General features: G+C 66.0%; 13 protein-coding genes. 8 read left to right on the forward strand and 5 right to left on the reverse strand.

The features are described from left to right. The first annotated feature begins 94 nt into the window (after positions 1–94). The 8 genes from EV560_RS06280 (at position 95) to EV560_RS06315 (ending at position 11,765) form a co-directional block, all read left to right on the forward strand. Entirely contained in the window at positions 95–637 is a 543-nt protein-coding gene (locus EV560_RS06280; protein WP_165923350.1) for a MarR family winged helix-turn-helix transcriptional regulator, read from the forward strand. 196 nt (positions 638–833) lie between these two features. Next, positions 834–2,426 (forward strand): ABC transporter substrate-binding protein, encoded by a 1,593-nt coding sequence (locus EV560_RS06285; protein WP_131854886.1) that lies wholly within the window; start codon positions 834–836, stop codon positions 2,424–2,426. A gap of 334 nt (positions 2,427–2,760) precedes the next feature. Further along, entirely contained in the window at positions 2,761–3,726 is a 966-nt protein-coding gene (locus EV560_RS06290) for an isoaspartyl peptidase/L-asparaginase family protein (protein ID WP_131854887.1), read from the forward strand. Then, on the forward strand, positions 3,726–4,769 hold the full coding sequence (locus EV560_RS06295) for a ketopantoate reductase family protein (protein WP_131854888.1): 1,044 nt from the start codon (positions 3,726–3,728) through the stop codon (positions 4,767–4,769). Before EV560_RS06290 ends, EV560_RS06295 begins: the two co-directional genes overlap by 1 nt. Beyond that, positions 4,742–5,497: an SDR family NAD(P)-dependent oxidoreductase gene (locus tag EV560_RS06300; protein ID WP_131854889.1), complete on the forward strand. Its 756-nt coding sequence runs from the start codon at positions 4,742–4,744 to the stop codon at positions 5,495–5,497. The genes EV560_RS06295 and EV560_RS06300 overlap by 28 nt, the downstream gene beginning before the upstream one ends. A 219-nt stretch (positions 5,498–5,716) precedes the next feature. Then, entirely contained in the window at positions 5,717–5,926 is a 210-nt protein-coding gene (locus EV560_RS06305) for a cold-shock protein (protein WP_131854890.1), read from the forward strand. A gap of 376 nt (positions 5,927–6,302) precedes the next feature. Beyond that, a complete protein-coding gene (locus EV560_RS06310; protein ID WP_165923351.1) occupies positions 6,303–7,199 on the forward strand; it encodes a LysR family transcriptional regulator in 897 nt (298 codons plus the stop codon). 135 nt (positions 7,200–7,334) lie between these two features. After that, entirely contained in the window at positions 7,335–11,765 is a 4,431-nt protein-coding gene (locus tag EV560_RS06315; RefSeq protein WP_165923352.1) for an Ig-like domain-containing protein, read from the forward strand. A 58-nt stretch (positions 11,766–11,823) separates the two neighbouring features. On the opposite strand, the gene EV560_RS06320 is transcribed toward EV560_RS06315, so the two are convergent. The 5 genes from EV560_RS06320 to EV560_RS06340 are packed head-to-tail and all read right to left on the reverse strand — an operon-like array spanning position 11,824 to position 16,530. Then, positions 11,824–13,005, reverse strand: a complete 1,182-nt coding sequence (locus EV560_RS06320; RefSeq protein ID WP_131854893.1) for an enolase C-terminal domain-like protein — start codon at positions 13,003–13,005, stop codon at positions 11,824–11,826. 11 nt (positions 13,006–13,016) lie between these two features. Further along, positions 13,017–14,291, reverse strand: coding sequence for a TRAP transporter large permease (locus EV560_RS06325; protein WP_131854894.1), 1,275 nt, complete (start codon positions 14,289–14,291; stop codon positions 13,017–13,019). A gap of 5 nt (positions 14,292–14,296) precedes the next feature. Next, positions 14,297–14,809 carry a TRAP transporter small permease gene (locus EV560_RS06330; RefSeq protein WP_131854895.1) on the reverse strand — a complete coding sequence of 171 codons (513 nt, stop codon included), beginning with the start codon at positions 14,807–14,809 and terminating at the stop codon, positions 14,297–14,299. Positions 14,810–14,818: 9 nt separating this feature from the next. Further along, positions 14,819–15,817, reverse strand: coding sequence for a TRAP transporter substrate-binding protein (locus tag EV560_RS06335; protein ID WP_131854896.1), 999 nt, complete (start codon positions 15,815–15,817; stop codon positions 14,819–14,821). A 53-nt stretch (positions 15,818–15,870) separates the two neighbouring features. Beyond that, positions 15,871–16,530, reverse strand: a complete 660-nt coding sequence (locus tag EV560_RS06340; RefSeq protein ID WP_165923353.1) for a GntR family transcriptional regulator — start codon at positions 16,528–16,530, stop codon at positions 15,871–15,873. Positions 16,531–16,590: the final 60 nt, after the last annotated feature.

Raw genomic sequence — 16,590 nt, forward strand, 5'->3', positions numbered from 1 at the left:
GTTCCTTGCTAGCATCCAGAACGCCGCCATCCTTGACTCTGGCCTCGAAGCCCGTCAAGTTCCATTTGGAACTAAATCAAGTGGGGGCTTGATGATGCGCCGTGCTCCGACTGCCCTGTCACGCCTCGACCGCGAGCGCGAGGCCGCGCTACGCGATCTCGACCCGCTCACCATCACCAAGCTCTGGGACAATCCGTGCTGGCTGTCCTTCCGGCTCAACTTCGTCGCCTTCCGCTTCAACGACCCGGTCTATCGCTGGATCGAGACGCGTTACGGGCTCGTCCGCCCCGAATTCGTAGCGCTCTATGCGGTGGGATTGAAGGAGGGCGTCGCGGCCAAAAACATCGTCGCCTCCTCCGGCCTGCCCAAGAACACGCTCAGCCGCGCCATCCAGAAGCTGCTGCACCGCCGCCTGCTCAAGCGCGAGACCGACAAGGACGACCTGCGCAGCTACGTGCTGCGCCTGACGCCGGCCGGCCGCGCCATCTTCGACGAGACGATGCCGATGATGGTCGACCAGCAGAGCGCCATGCTGTCGGCCCTCACCGAGAGCGAGCAGCGCACGCTCTGCGAGCTGATGGACAAGCTCGTGATCGCCTCGCCGACCTGGCCTGCAGATCTCGACAACCAGTCTTAGTCCGGAGGAGACGAACGGTCTTTCCAAAGACCCCCGAAAATAGGGTGATATGTCACTGCCGGCCCGCCTCGATTGAGAAGGATCGGCATGGCGAGATCGCCTATCGTGCCGCCGCGAAGCAGAACCGAAGAAGCTGACAGCCGGCGCGCCGCAACGACAACCGAACAACCAATCCTAATCTTCAGGGGAATCCGCCATGAACTTCGCTCCGACCTTCCGCACATTCGCCCTCGCAGCCGTGCTCAGCGCCGGCGTCTCCGGCGCTGCGCTCGCCCAGACCCTCACGATCGGCGTGCGCGCCGGGCCGGAATCGATCGACCCGCACTACACCGCGACCGGCACCCATGCCGAAACGCTGAAGCATGTCTTCGACACGCTGACCTGGTCGGGCGACAAGCTGCAGATCGAGCCGCGCCTCGCCACGAGCTGGAAGGCGATCGAGCCGAATGTCTGGGAGTTCAAGCTGCGCCCGGGCGTCAAGTTCCATGACGGCTCGGACTTCACCGCCGAGGACGTGAAGTTCTCGATCGAGCGCATCCCGGTCGTCGCCGGCCCGAACCCGACGACGATCTATGTGCGCCGCGTCAAGGAGGTGAAGATCATCGACCCGCTGACGGTCCATATCGTCACCGACGGGCCGGCCCCGAACCTGCCGAACGATTTCATCCGCCTGTTCATCGTCTCGCACAAGGCCGCAGCCGGCCTGACCAAGGACAGTGCCAACGAGGCCTTCAATTCCGGCAAGGCCGCGATCGGCACCGGCCCCTACAAGTTCGTCTCCTGGACGCCGAAGGACCAGCTCGTGCTCGAGCGCTTCGACGGCTACTGGGGCCCGAAGGAGCCCTGGGCCCGCGTCGTGCGCAAGGAGCTGCCGAACGATGCCGCCCGCGTCGCCCAGCTCAAGGCCGGCCAGGTCGACCTGATCGTGCGCGCGCCCGCTTCCGACGTGCCGACCCTGAAGCGCGATCCAAAGCTCTCCGTCGCGACGATCGAGACGGTCTATGTTTTCAACATGGAACTCGACATGCGGGACAAGAGCCCGCAGATCAGCGCAAAGGACGGCTCGGCGCTGCCGAAGAACCCGCTGCAGGATCCGAAGGTGCGCGAGGCGATCGACCTCGCCATCGACCGGCCGGCGCTGGCGCAGATCGCGATGGAGGAGCTCGGCGCCCCGGCGAACCAGCTGGTGACCGACAGCATCGCCGGCTTCAACAAGTCGCTGCCGGCGCTGAAGCCCGACGTCAACAAGGCCAAGGCGCTGCTGACCGAAGCCGGCTATCCGAACGGCTTCAAGATCACCTTCTCCTTCACCAATGACCGCCTGCCCGGCGACCGGCAAGTCGGCACCTCGATCGCGCAGATGCTGGCGCGCATCGGGCTCGACGTGAACGCCAACGCTCAGCCGGCCGCGGTCTATTTCCCGACACGCGCCCGCGCCGAATACTCGATGTCGATGTCGGGCTGGGGCACGCTGACGGGCGAGGCCAATTACACGCTGTCCTCGCTGGTCCATTCCTACGATCCGGACAAGAAGCTCGGCGCCTTCAACCTGCAGGGCTACAAGAACCCGACCGTCGACAAGCTGATCGAGGATGCCTCGATCGAGATGGACGAGCCGAAGCGCAACCAGTTCCTGGCCGATGTCAACGCCATCGTCGCCAAGGACCGACCGCGCCTGCCGATCGTCGCGATCGGCTCGGCCTGGGCGATGCAGAAGGACAAGGTGACGATCGCCCCGCGCGTCGACGAGGACACGCTGGCGATGGACATCAAGCCCGTCAAGAAATGAGACATCGTTTGCCAATTCTACCAGTGAGGCCGTCTGACGCGGCCGTCTGGGCTTCCGGTGCTCACGTACAAAAGTACGCTCCGCTCCGGTTCTCGACGACCGCGCCAGTCGACTCACACTGGCGAATTCTCAAACGATCTCTGCATACTCGAGGTCCCGGTCATGCGCCCGGACCGGCAACAACGCGCTGACCGGATATCCGGCATGCAACGGGAGACTAACGGCGACAGGGCGAGGTGATGTAAAGGCGCCGCCGCTTGCCTTTACCCGTACCCGGCTTCGCCGTTTCGGCCTCTCCCCAAGGATGGAGAGGGAAACGCGTCAGGATGAATTCATGACAACGCACCCGATCGCCCTGGCCATTCATGGTGGCTGCGGCACATTGCCCAAATCCGAGATGAGCGAGGCCGAATGGGCCGAGGCCAAGGCCGACCTCGCCCGCTCCCTCCGGGCAGGCTGGGATATCCTCAGCAAGGGCGGCTCCGCCGTCGACGCGGTCGAGGCGGCCGTGCTGGTGATGGAGGATTCCGGCCATTTCAACGCCGGCCACGGCGCCGCCTTCAACACCGATGGCGAGCATGAGCTCGACGCCTCGATCATGGACGGCTCGAATCTCGCCGCCGGCGCGCTGTGCTGCGCCAAGCGCATCCGCAACCCGGTCAGCGCCGCCAAGGCCCTGATGCGCCGCGGCGACCCGCTGCTGATCGCCGGACACGCCGCGGACGCCTTCGCCGAGGCGGAGGGGCTCGACATGGTCGACAACGAGTATTTCTCGACCGACCGGCGCCGCAAGAACCTGTCCTCGATGAAGATCCGCGAGCTGGTCGGCAGCGCTTCGGAAGCGAGCGAGGCCGAGAAGCACGGCACGGTCGGCGCCGTGGCGCGCGACAAGGACGGCCATCTCGCCGCCGCGACCTCGACCGGCGGTTACACCAACAAGCCCTCCGGCCGCGTCGGCGACTCGCCGATCATCGGCGCCGGCACCTATGCCCGCGACGGACGCTGCGCCGTCTCCGGCACCGGCAAGGGCGAGTTCTTCATCCGCTACTGCATCGGCCACGAGATCGCGTCGCTGATGGCCTATAAGGGCCTGAGCCTCGAAGAGGCGACCCGCCAGGCCATAGCCGAGCTCACCGCCCATAAGATCGGCGCCGGTCTCGTCGCCGTCGGCGCCGACGGCGCGATCGTCGCCCCCTATAATTCCGCGGGCATGTATCGCGGCTGGGTCACGCCGGATGGCTTCATCCATGTCGCGACCCATGGCGAAGTCGAACTCGCCGGACAACTGGAAGCAGCCTGATGAGCACAGCCGAACCGATCGTCATCTGGGGAGCCGGCGCGATCGGCGGCACGATCGGGGCCCATTGGGCCCGGGCGGGCATTCCGGTCCTGCTCGTCGACATCGTCGCCGAGCATGTCGAGGCCTGCCGCACGAGCGGCCTGAGGATCACCGGGCCGATCGAGGAATTCACGCAGGTCATCCCGGCCGTCACCCCGGCCGAGCTGACGGGCAAGTACAAGCGCATCATCCTGGCGGTGAAGGCGCAGGCGACGGAAGCGGCGCTCGACGCGCTCGTGCCGCATCTCGCCGAGGACGGCTTCATCTTCTCGGCCCAGAACGGCCTCAACGAGATCGCGATCTCCGAGCGGGTCGGCGCGAAGCGGACCATGGGCTGCTTCGTCAATTTCGGCGCCGACTGGCACGGCCCGGGCGAGATCCTCTACGGCAATCGCGGGGCGCTGGTGATCGGCGAGCTCGACGGCCAGATGACGCCGCGGGCGCTGGAAATGCACCGGCTCGGGCTGATCTTCGAGCCGGCCTCGGTGCTGACAGACAATATCTGGGGCTATCTCTGGGGCAAGCTCGCCTATGGCGCGATGCTGTTCGGCACGGCGCTGACCGACGATTCCATGTCGGCGAATTTCGCCGATCCGCAGCGGCTCGGCGTCTGGCTCGAGCTCGGCCGCGAGGTCGGCGCGGTGGCTGCGGCGCGCGGCGTGAAATCGCTCGGCTTCGGCGAGTTCGACCCGATGGTCTTCGCGCCCGGCCAGCCGGAATATCCGCAGATCGAGACGATCGCCTGGCTCGCCGACTACACCTCGAAGACGGCCAAGACCCATTCCGGAATCTGGCGCGACCTTGCGGTGCGCAAGCGCAAGACCGAGGTCGATCCGCAGATCGGCATCATCGCCAAGCTCGGCCGCGAGGCCGGCGTCCCGACGCCCACGATCGAGACGCTGGTCGAGCTGATCCATGAGGTGGAGGACGGCAAGCGGCCGCTCTCCTTCGACACGCTGAAGGTGCTGATCGACCAATGCAACTTAGCTTCGACAACCGCGTAGCCCTCGTCACCGGCGCAGCCCAGGGCATCGGCCGCGCCATCGCCACGGCTCTGGTCGAGTCCGGCGCCAAGGTCCATCTCGCCGATATCGATGCCGAGGGCGTCGCCGCGACCGCCAAGGCGATCGGCGCGACCGCCCATGCCGTCGATCTCGGCAGTCCCGAGGCGGCGCAGAAGCTCATTGCCGAGATCGTCGCGGCCAGCGGCACGCTCGACATCCTCGTCCATGCAGCCGGCGGCGTGCGCGGACAGGTCGGCCGCTCGATCGAGGAGATCTCCGAGAGCGACTGGCGCGTGATCTTCGCCGCCAATGTCGATGCCGCCTTCTTCCTGGCGCAGGCGGCAGCGCCGGTGATGAAGCAAGCCGGCTACGGCCGGATCGTGATGATCTCCTCCGGCGCGGGCCTGCGTCCGAGCCTGACCGGCATCCAGGCCTATGCCAGCGCCAAGCATGCGCTGGTCGGACTGACCAAGCAGCTCGCCTGGGAGTTCGGGCCGAAGGGCATCACCGTCAACTCGGTCGCGCCCGGCTTCGTGCGCTCCAATCCGGCGACCGAGCGGCAATGGGAAAGCTATGGTCCGGAGGGCCAGAAGAAGCTGGTCGAGGGCATCCATACCCGCCGGCTCGGCACGGCACAGGACATCGCCAATGCCACGCTGTTCTTCCTGAGCGAGCAGGCGAGCTGGATCACCGGGCAGGTGCTCTCGGTCGACGGCGGACGGTCCTGACGAGCGGGCGCGGGCAGCGGCGGCAAGGTGCCCCTGCCCGCGTGCGAACCGTCTAATATCGCAGATTCTTCGAGAACTACGACTTTAGTATTAGTAAAAGCGGCGCAACCAAGGCGGTTATGGGTGCGGTGCATGATTGCCACACGTGCAGCTTCGCTCCTACACTACGCTTTCGAGCCGGCATGAGGCGGTTCGTATAGCGACTGAAGGGAAGAGCACGTGAGCACGGGTACCGTGAAATGGTTCAACGAAACCAAGGGTTATGGTTTCATTACGCCTGACGCTGGCGGGAGCGACGTCTTCGTTCACATCAGCGCAGTCGAGCGCTCGGGCCTGCGCGGCCTGAACGAGGGCCAGAAGATCAGCTACGATCTCGAAGCCGATCGCAAGACCGGCAAGTCGGCCGCGGTCAATCTCAAGACCGTCTGAGCCAAGCCTATCGCGGGAGGCCGATCGGCGGCGTCGCTTCCCGAGCCACTGAATCTCTCTATATCGATCCATCTCGACTCGAAGACGATTCCCGGCATCACCGTCGCCATCAGGCGGCGGCAGAGGGCCCCAAGGCCAGCCCAGAATGGCCAAGCCTCCCCACCCAGCGCGATCCCGATCCTGAGCCTCACGCGGGCGAAGCCACCCCGTGCCGGAGCGAATGCGCCGCTATGGAGCCGGCAAACAGGCTCGCCCCTGCGCCGCGCGCGTTACCCGACTGTCACATGCCGTTCGCCGAAGCTTGATATTCGCGCAGCTCAGATACGGCGTCTGCACCATAGAGAGCGTGCAGGGGGTGGCAGGGCAATCGAGCAAGATGAACGTCAATCTGCTCCATCTGCGGTCGTTCTATGCCGTGGCTAACGAACGCAGCGTCTCGAAGGCTGCCCGGCGGCTCAACATATCGCAGCCGACCCTCTCCAAGCAGATCAAGGCACTGGAAGAACGCCACAAGATCAAGCTGCTCGAAGGCCGGCGCCCGCCGCTCTCGCTGACGCCGGCAGGGCATGCCCTGCTCGAAAAGGCCGAGGTGCTGTTCGGCACGGCCAACGAGATCGATGCGATCCTCGGCGCCGCCGCCATCGACAGCGACAGGCTGCTGCGGGTCGGGACGGATTCGCCGCCTTATGCGGCCGCGTTCCTCGCCGCGCTGACGGCCCGCGTGCCGCAGCTGCATTTCCGCGTCACGATCGCCAATGCATCGCAGACGACCGACCTGCTGATGAACGCGCAGATCGATCTCGGCATCATCTGCGAGCCGATCATCCAGAGCGAATACAGCTATATCCCGCTCTATGTCGATCGCCTCGTCGCGATCGTGCCGGCCACGTGGAACGTGCCGGAGCCGATCCAGCTGCCGTACATCGTCGAGCAGACGCTGCTGGTGCGCGAGCCGACCTCGCGGACATTGGCGGCGATCAAGCGCCTCTTCGCCGAGGCCGAGCTCGTCCCGCAGCGGCTCGTCGAGCTGCATACCCGTGAAATGATCCGCGAAGCGGTCGCGCAGGGGCTCGGCATCAGCCTGATGTTCGAGAAGGAATGCCCGCCGGATTCGCGGATCCGCGTCGTTCCGATCGATTCCACCTCGCTTGCGCTCTACGCCAAGGGCTATCTCGCGGTGCGGACGGAGCATCAACGCATCCCGCTGATCCGCACGGCGCTCGAAGTCGGCAGGGCGATGCTGGATTCGAATGTGACCGAGGCAAGACGATAGCGCCGCGATAGCCTCCGATTTGCGGTCCTTCTGGCCATCGCCACGATAGCCAATATGCATTGGTCCGCCCACAGCCCGGCCGATACACCCCGCCTTAACCATATCTCTCAGGCGCGATCGATCGGGGAAGAGCAGATGACCAAACACGTCGTTTTCGTGGGGCTCGACGGCGCCCAATACAGCGAGCTGCTGCAGCTCGGCCAGAACGGCATTACCAATCTCGACCATCTCGAGGCGTATGCCGGCGGCGTCCAGGGCACCGCGACCCAGCAGGGCACCGTCAGCGGCCCCGGCTGGTCGACGCTCCTGACCGGCGTCTGGGCCAACCAGCACGGCATCACCGGCAATTCGAATTCCCCGATCAACCCGGCCGTGCAGAGCCTGTTCGAGCGCATCGACGGCGCCATTCCCGATGCGAAAATCGCCTCGATCGTGCATTGGGGCGACATCAATACCGGTCATTTCGGTGACGAGACCGGCCTGAGGGACGGCACCTCCATCGTCGACTACGAGGCGCACGGCCTCTCCGACGCGGCCGTCACCCAGCGAGGCGTCGATCTGATCAAGACGGAGGCGCCGAACTTCACCTTCCTGCATCTGGACGACCCGGACGGCGTCGGCCATTCCCTGGGCTTCGGCGACGCCTATGACCAGGAGCTGCGCACCGCGGCCGACCAGGTCAACGACATCATGATCGCCGTGGCGGAGCGCCAGGCCGCCAATCCCGACGAGGAGTGGATGGTCATCGTCTCGACCGACCACGGCCGCGACGCGAACGGCTTCGGCCATGGCGGCCAGTCGGCCGGCGAGCGCCAGATCTTGATCGCCTCGAACGTCGCGATTTCCTCGAACGGCGCCGCGGCCCAGACCTCCGTCGCAGCCACGATCCTCGACTTCCTCGATATCGACGCCACCGGCGTCGCCGGACCGTCGCTGCTCGACGAAGACGCAACCGACACAAGCGCGCCCTATCTGCTCGAAGCGCGCGGCGACGATCTGCAGACCATGCCGGTCGATGCGCCGCTGACGCTGATCCTGAGCGAGCGCGTGCAGAAGGGCGAGGGCGCGATCACGATCCACCGCGCCAGCGACGGCGCGATCGTCCAGACCATCGACGTCAACTCCGACCAGGTCGGCATCTCGGCCGGCCTCGTGACCGTGCATCTCTCGGCGCCGCTCGCCATCGGCACCGAATACTATGTGAATGTCGATGCCGGCGCCTTCGTCGACTTCGCCACCAGCGGCAACGAGCCGGTGCGGCTGTTCAGCGAGAATTTCGAGGAGCTGGCCGATGATCTCCAGGGCTATGTGAGCGCGACGGAAAAGAAGGACGCGGACACGACCGACTGGACCGCCAACGCGCCGGACGGCTGGACGATCAACAATGGCACCACGCCGAGGGGCACGATGAGCGGCGGCAGCGCTGCCGGCGGCCCGCAGGAATTCTACGGTTGGACCTTCCACGACAAGAACGCCTGGATCGATACGGCCTATAACCAGAACCGCTCCCAGTTCACCAAGGGCCAGGGCGTGGTCGCCGTAGCGGACCCGGACGAATATGACGACATCACCGCCAGCAGCGGCGGTGGCACCAGCGGCATTCTCGCCAATGGCGGCTACAAGACGCTTCTGACCACCTCCGCGATCAATGTCGCCGGCCTGGTCGACAACAAGGCGACCCTGACCTTCGACAGCTCCTGGCGGCAGGAGACCTATCAGGAAGCCCGTGTGATCGTGACCTTCGACAATGGTCAGACGGTCGAGCTCATGCACTGGAACTCGGGCCGGGCCGGCGCCGGCGGCGTCTTCAAGGCCGACGCGACCAACGAGACGGTCACGCTCACGATCGATATTCCGGAAGGCGCGACCACCGCGACCATCGGCTTCGACATGGTGAATGCCGGCAATAACTGGTGGTGGGCGATCGACAATATCGCGGTCGACGCGCTGCGCCCGAGCGCCAACGAGGGCAATCCCTTCGCGGGGATCAACGACGCGACGACCTGGAACTTCAAGACCTCGTCGGATACGCCGCTGCCGCAGATCGTCAGCGTCACCCCGGCCGACGAGGCGGGGAATGTCGCGCCCGGCGCTCCGCTCGTCATCACCTTCGACGAGGCGGTGCGTGCCGGCGATGGCTCGGTCGTCATCCACCGTGCCGATGGCAGCGTGGTCGAAACGATCTCCGTCGGCTCGGACCGGGTCAGCGTCGACGGCGCTGTCGTCACGGTGCAGACTGCCGGGCTGGCCTATGGCAGCGAGTATTACGTGACCATCGATGCCGGCGCCTTCCGCGACTTCGACACGGCGCAAGGCAGCGCCTTCGAGGGTCTCGCCGACGCGACGGGCTGGAACTTCACGACCGAGGCCGACACTTACGGGCCGGACGTCGCCGGGCTGACCCCTGCCGACGAGGCCGGTAACATCGCGCCGAACGCCCCGCTCGTCATCACCTTCGATGAGGCGGTGCGCAAGGGCGCCGGCTCGATCGTGCTTCACCGTGCCGATGGCAGCGTCCTCGAGACGATCGACGTCGCCTCCGACGCGGTCGCGCTCGACGGCAAGACGGTGACGATCCAGCCGGCCACGGCTCTGGCCGCCGGCGGCTATTACGTCACCGTCACCGCAGGCGCCTTCGAGGACCTCGCCCTGCATACCGAGAAGGTGCTGTTCAGCGAGAATTTCGAGGAGCTCACCCCGCTGCTGCATTCCTATAGCAGCCCGACCGAGGTCGTGGATGGCGACCCGACCGACTGGACCGCGACGCTTCCCGAGGGTTGGTCCCATGTCAACGGCACGCCGGCCGGTGGTCCGCAGGAATTCTTCGGCTGGACCTTCCACGACAAGGACGCCTGGACCCAGACGGCCGGCGACCAGGGTCGTTCCGGCTTCACCAAGGGCCAGGGCGTCGTCGCGGTGGCGGATGGCGACGAGTACGATGACGGCCGTTCGATCGGCCCCAACCTGTACCGCACGCTGCTGCGCACCTCCGATTTCGGTGTCGCCGGCCTCCAGGACAACAAGGCGACCCTGACCTTCGACAGCTCCTGGCTGCCGGAAGCGCCGCAGGAGGTCCGCCTCGTCGTGACCTTCGACAATGGCGCGACCGCGGAGCTCCTGCACTGGAATTCAACCTCCGGCAGCCCGTTCTACAAGGGTCCGGCGACCAACGAGACCGTCACGCTCACGATCGACATTCCGCAGGGCGCGACCAAGGCGAATATCGCCTTCGACATGATGCAGTCCGGCAATAACTGGTGGTGGGCGCTCGACAATATCAGCGTCACCGGCCACACGCCGGAGCCGCATGGCAACGCTTTTGCCGGCATCAGCGGCTCGACCGCCTGGAACTTCACTGTCGAAGATCAGGGACCAGTCGGCACGCCCGGTGATGACGAGCTTGTCGGGACTGCGGGCGCAGACGAGATCCTGGCCGGCCTTGGCGACGACACGGTCTCGGCCGGCGCCGGCGACGACAGCGTCGACGGCGGCGAAGGCGACGACACGCTCGCTGGCGAGGACGGCAACGACCTGCTCAAGGGCGGTGCCGGCGATGACGCGCTCTTCGGCGGCAGCGGCAACGACGTGCTGATCGGCGGCGCGGGCGACGATCTGCTCGACGGCGGCGCCGGCGTCGACACGGTCGACTACTCCGGCGACATCTCCGGCATCATGGTCGACCTTTCGGCCGGCACGGCCGAGGGCGAGGCCATCGGCGCGGATGAACTCGTCGACATCGAGAACGTCATTGGCGGCGCGGGCAACGACATCCTGATCGGAGATGACGGCGACAATCTCTTTGTCGGCGGCGCCGGCAACGACACGATCGACGGCGGAGCGGGCTTCGACACGCTCGACCTCTCGGCGGCGACCGGAGCGATCTCGGTCGACATCACCCGCGGCATGGTCTCGGGCGCCGGCATCGGCACCGACAGCTTCAGCAATATCGAGAAGCTTCTCTTCGGTGCGGGTAACGACGTGGTCACCGGCGGCAACGGCAACGAGGCCTTCGACGGCGGCGCCGGCAATGACACGCTGAAGGGCGGCGCCGGCGACGACAGCCTCGCGGGTGGCGACGGCGACGACCTGCTCGACGGCGGCTCGGGCGACGACAGCGTCAATGGCGGCAACGGCGTCGACACGATCAAGGCCGGCTCCGGCAATGACGCGATCGATGCCGGCGCAGGCAACGACAATGTCGACGCTGGTTCGGGCGACGACACCATCCTCGCCGGTGCGGGCAACGACGTGGTCGACGCCGGCTCGGGCGACGACCGGATCACCGGCGGCGCAGGCGACGATACGCTGACCGGCGGCTCAGGCCACGACGCCTTCGTCTTCGCCGTGGGCTTCGGCAAGGACACGATCGCCGACTTCAAGACGACGGGCTCAAGCTCGGACGTGCTGGAATTCGCGAGCGATATCTTCGCCGGTTTCACTGAGGCGATGGACGCCGCCCACCAGCTCGGAGCCGACACCGTCTTCACCATCGACGCCGATACGAGCCTCACCCTCAAGGGCGTCCAGCTCGCCAGCCTCGCCCAGGACGATTTCCGCTTCGTCTGAGCGACGGAATATCGACCAAACAAGAAGGGCGCCGCGAGGCGCCCTTCCCTATTCCGGCTTAGAGTTTGAACACTTCCCGCGCCGTCTCGTGGGCGCGGATATAGTCCCAGTCATAGGTCACGCCGAGGCCGGGCCCGGTCGGGACCGGGAAGCAGCCATCCTTGTCGACGCCGTCGAGCTGGTCGCTATAGCCGCAGGCATAGACCGGCGGCACGGCATTCGGGCAGTCGGGGCCGACCAGCGCGAGCTCGTAGAAATTGGTGTTGCGGGTCGCCGCCATGCAGTGCCGGTGCGCCGGGCCGCAGGCATGAATCTCGACATCGACGCCGAAGGCCTCGGCGAGATGGGCGATCTTCATCGCGCCGGTGATGCCGAGATCATATTCCGGATCGGAACGCAGCGCGTCAGTGCCGCCATTGATCAGGAAATCGGCCTTGGGCTCGAAGCCGCGCAGATATTCGGTCTGCAGGATCGGCGTCTTCAGCGCCTCGCGCAGCTTCTTATGGGCGAAGGCGGAGGTGCCGCAATCGCGCATCGGATCCTCGTACCAGAAGTAATTGCCCTCGTCGCAGGCGCGCCCGACATAGAGCGCATCGGCGAAGGTGCGCAGCTCGTTGGCCGGGTCGAGCATCAGCGTCATGCGGTCGCCGACGGCTTTCGCGACATGCAGCACGTTGGCCGCCTCCTCGCGCGGATCGCCATCGTGCCAGCCATGGACCTTATAGGCGCGATAGCCGAGATCGTAGCAATGCTCGGCGAAATCGACGAAGGCCTGCGGCGAGTCGAGCCCGCCATTGCGGTCGCCGTGATAGGTCGATGCATAGGTTTTCAGCTTCGAGCGGAAACCGCCGAGCAGTTGCGAGACCGAGGCGCCGAAGCGCTTGCCCGCAAGGTCCCAGAGCGCGATGTCGATCGGCCCGATGCCCATGCCGTCATGCTGGCGCAGCTCGCGCTTCATGTCGTTCCAGATCTCCTCGCGGTGATCGGGGTTGCGGCCGAGGATGTTGGGCGCGAGCGAGAGGGTCTGGGCCATGGTGGCGCGGGTGCCGCCCCAGTGCATGACATACTGTCCCTCGGCCCCATCGTCGCTGCGGATAACGATCGCGAACTTGGTGAGCTCGAGCTCGGAATTCGGCTTGTAGCCGATATTGTAGATGGCGCGGGCATTCTCGGCCGAGCGGCCGATATTCCTGGCCTTGAACGAGAACTCGACGATCTCGACTTCGGTGATCTTGGTCATGGGTCAGTTCCTCAGAATCCGGCGATGTGCGGCAGCCAGAGGCTCAGGCTGGGCACGTAGGTGATGATGGCGAGCGCCACGACGAGCGCGATCAGGAAGGGCCAGAGCTCGCGGAAGAGCGGCCCGAGCTTCACCTTCGTGATCGCCATGGCGACGAAGCAGAGCACGCCGACCGGCGGATGGACCTGGCCGATGACGAGGTTGACCAGGAGCACGATGCCGAAATGCACGAGGTCGATCTGCAGCGACGTGAGCAGCGGCAGCAGGATCGGCACCAGGATGATCATGATCGCGATCGTCTCCATGAACATGCCGGCGATCAGCAGGGCGATGTTCAGGATCAGCAGCACGACCAGCGGGTCGGTCGAAATCGAGCTCATGTAGGCGGTGACGAGCTGGGGCGCCTGGCCGACGGCGAGGATCCAGCTGAAGGGCGAGGCCGCCGCGACGATGGCCAGGATGACCGCCGTCTCGCGCGCCGTGCCGATCAGGATGGCCGGCAGGTCGGCGAGCCTGATCGAGCGGTAGATGAACATGCCGACGAGCAGCGAATAGGCGGCGGCGACGCCCGCGATCTCGGTCGCGGTGAACAGCCCCGCCCGGAAGCCGACAATGATCAGTACCGGCATCAGCAGCGCCAGCGAGGCGTATTTGAACTCCTTCCAGAGATTGCCGAGCGAGAAGGCGCCGGCCGGCTTGAAGTCGCGTTTCAGCGCCAGGATGGCGATGGTCGCCATGATGCATCCGGCCATGACGAGGCCGGGCACGATGCCGGCGACGAAGAGCTTGCCGAGCGAGACATTGGCCTGCCAGGCATAGACCACCATCAGGATCGAGGGCGGGATGATCGGCCCGAGCGTGCCGGCGATGGCGGAGAGCGCGGCGCCGAAGGCGCGCGGATAGCCCATCTTCTCGAGCTGCGGCACGAAGACCCGCGCCGCGGCCGCCGTATCGGCCACGGACGAGCCGGAAATGCCGGAGAGGAAGACCTCGCCGACGACGAGCGTATGGGCCGGGCCGCCGCGAATATGGCCGACCAGCGCCTTGGTGAAGCTGAACAGCCGCTCCGAGATGCCGGACGCGTTCATCAGCGAGCCGGCGAGCGTGAACAGCGGGATCGCCAGCAGTGGGAAGGATTGCACGCCGGCGACGATGCGCTGCGCCGCGACGGTGAGCGGAATGCCTTCCATGAAGATCGCCAGCAGGGCCGAGCCGGCCATGGCGATCCAGATCGGCGTGCCGACGACGAGCAGGACGGCGAAGGTGAGGAGAAGGGTCGTCACCATGGCCGTTACTCGCGCGTCGTGATGTCGGACCAGAGGACGCCGGTGACGCCTTCATCGATCAGGTTGCGCAGCAGGTGCAGCAGCGAGAGCACGCTGCCGATGAAGAGCGGCGCGATCGCCCAGCCGGCGGAGATGCCGAGCATCGGCGTCAGGTTCGGCAGCTCACGCTGGAGATAGCGCCAGGAGAAGAAGACCAGCGTGGCCAGCACCACGGCCGTGGCGGTGAAGGCGAGCAGGCCGAAACAGAAGGCGAGCCAGCGCGGCGCGAACAGCACGACGACGTCGATGATGATATGCGTGCGGGCATGGAAGGCGTTGGCGATGCCGAGAAAGATCATCCAGCCGAACAGGATGAGGATCAGCTCCTCCGACCAGGTCAGCGGGTCGCTGAGCACGTAGCGGAAGACGACGGCGGCGCAGACGAGCGTCGCGATGGCGGCGTGGAGGCATGCGAGGAACGCGCTCTCCACGCGGCCCGACCAGTCGTCGAGCCGCCGGATGATGGTGAGGCCGGTCATCGTCTCGGACTAGCGCTTGCGCTGGGTGTCGATGGCCGCGACGACGCGGTCGAGATGGGCCTTGCCCCAGCGGCCTTCCATGGCAGTCGCCACGACCTTGGACTTGGCGGCGAAGGCGTCGCGATCGACATCCTCGATGATCTTGGAGCGGCCGGACTTGCGGATGTCCTCCAGCATCGAGGCCTCGCGCTTCTGCTGGAGATAGGTGTTCATCGCCGAGGCGCGTGCGGCCTCCGCGAACAAGACCTCGCGATGCTCGGGCTTCAGCCGGGCCAGGCTGTCCTTGTTGATGACGATCATATTGTTCTGGAGCATGTGCTTGGTCATCGCGACATAGCCCTGCACCTCATAGAACTTGCGCGAGAAGATCGTCGGGATCGGGTTCTCCTGGCCGTCGACCGTCTTCTGCTGGAGCGCGGTGTAGACCTCGCCGAAGGGCACGGGCGTGGGCGAGGCGCTATAGGCCTTGATCATCTCGACCCAGACCGGGCTCTCGGGGACGCGGATCTTCAGGCCGTGCAGGTCCTCCGGCTTCTTCACCTGCCGGTCCAGCGTCGTCATGTTGCGCCAGCCCCAGTACCAGATGCGGGTGATCGGCACGATGTTGTGCTTGTCGCGCAGCTCGTCGAAGATCGGGTCGAAGGCGTCGGAGCGGATCACCGCCTCGGCCTCGGTCCAGTCCTTCCAGAGGAAGGGCGCGCTCGGGATTTCGAGCGCCGGCACCAGCGCCGAGGCTGCGGCCATCGAAGGCGCGGAGATGTCGAGCGCGCCTTCCTTGACCTGCTTGAAGAGATCGACCTCCTTGCCGAGCTGCTCGGCCGGGAAGACGTTGATGGTGACTGCGCCGCCCGTGCCCTTCTTCACCCGGTCGGCGAATTCCTGGAAGAGCTCGCCGGCGATCTCGGCCGTGGTGTTGGCGTGGCCGAAGCGCAGGGTCTGCGCCTGCGCCGCACTGGCGATGACGCTGCCGGCGATCAGCGCCGCCGCGGCAATCCTTTTGAGCAACATGCGTTTTCTCCCTGATGTTGAACCGGGCCGTTTTCGGCCTCGGGTGGTTGCGGTTACTTGATCAGCCTCTCGTAGGAGCCTTCCAGGTGCAGGCGCATGGCCTCGGCCGCTGCATCGGCATCGCCCGCTTCGAGTGCGTCGACGATGCGGAAATGCTCGGCATGGGTCAGGCCGACATCCTGCTCGCGCGTCAGGTAGAGGCGCGAGATGTGCAGGTGGAAGCGCAGGTCGTCATAGCTCTTGAGCGCGACCTGATTGCCGGCGGCCTGCAGGATGATGCGGTGGAAGCGGTCGTCGGCCTCGGTGAAGGAGCGGTGGCTGCGATACTCGCGCGACGGCGCGCCGGCCATCATGGTCGCGACCTCGTCGCGCAGGGCCTTGATGATGTCCGCGTCAGGCCGGCGCCGCGCCGCTTCGCCGGCGGCCCAGGGCTCGATCACGCCGCGGAAGCTGTAGACGTCGTCGTAATAGCGCTGGTCCGGCAATGGCGCGGTGGCGAAGCCGATGAAAGGCTCGGCCTTGACCAGCCCCTCCGCGACGAGCCGCGTCAGCGCCTCGCGGATCGGCGTCGACGAGACCTGCAGCTCGCGCACCAGCCCGTCGACATTGAGCTTCTCACCCGGCGCATAGGCCTGGTCGAGAATGCGCTCCTTGATCGCCTCATAGACCTGGTCGCCGAGGACGACCCGCTCGATTTTTCGTGCGCCGCTCAAAGGCTGCATCCTGCATCTTGGATCGTGCATGATCTACGGATGGCAGCCTTCGAGAGTCAA

It is taken from the genome of Allobosea sp. BK604 (genome assembly GCF_004341515.1).
Taxonomy (GTDB): domain Bacteria; phylum Pseudomonadota; class Alphaproteobacteria; order Rhizobiales; family Beijerinckiaceae; genus Allobosea.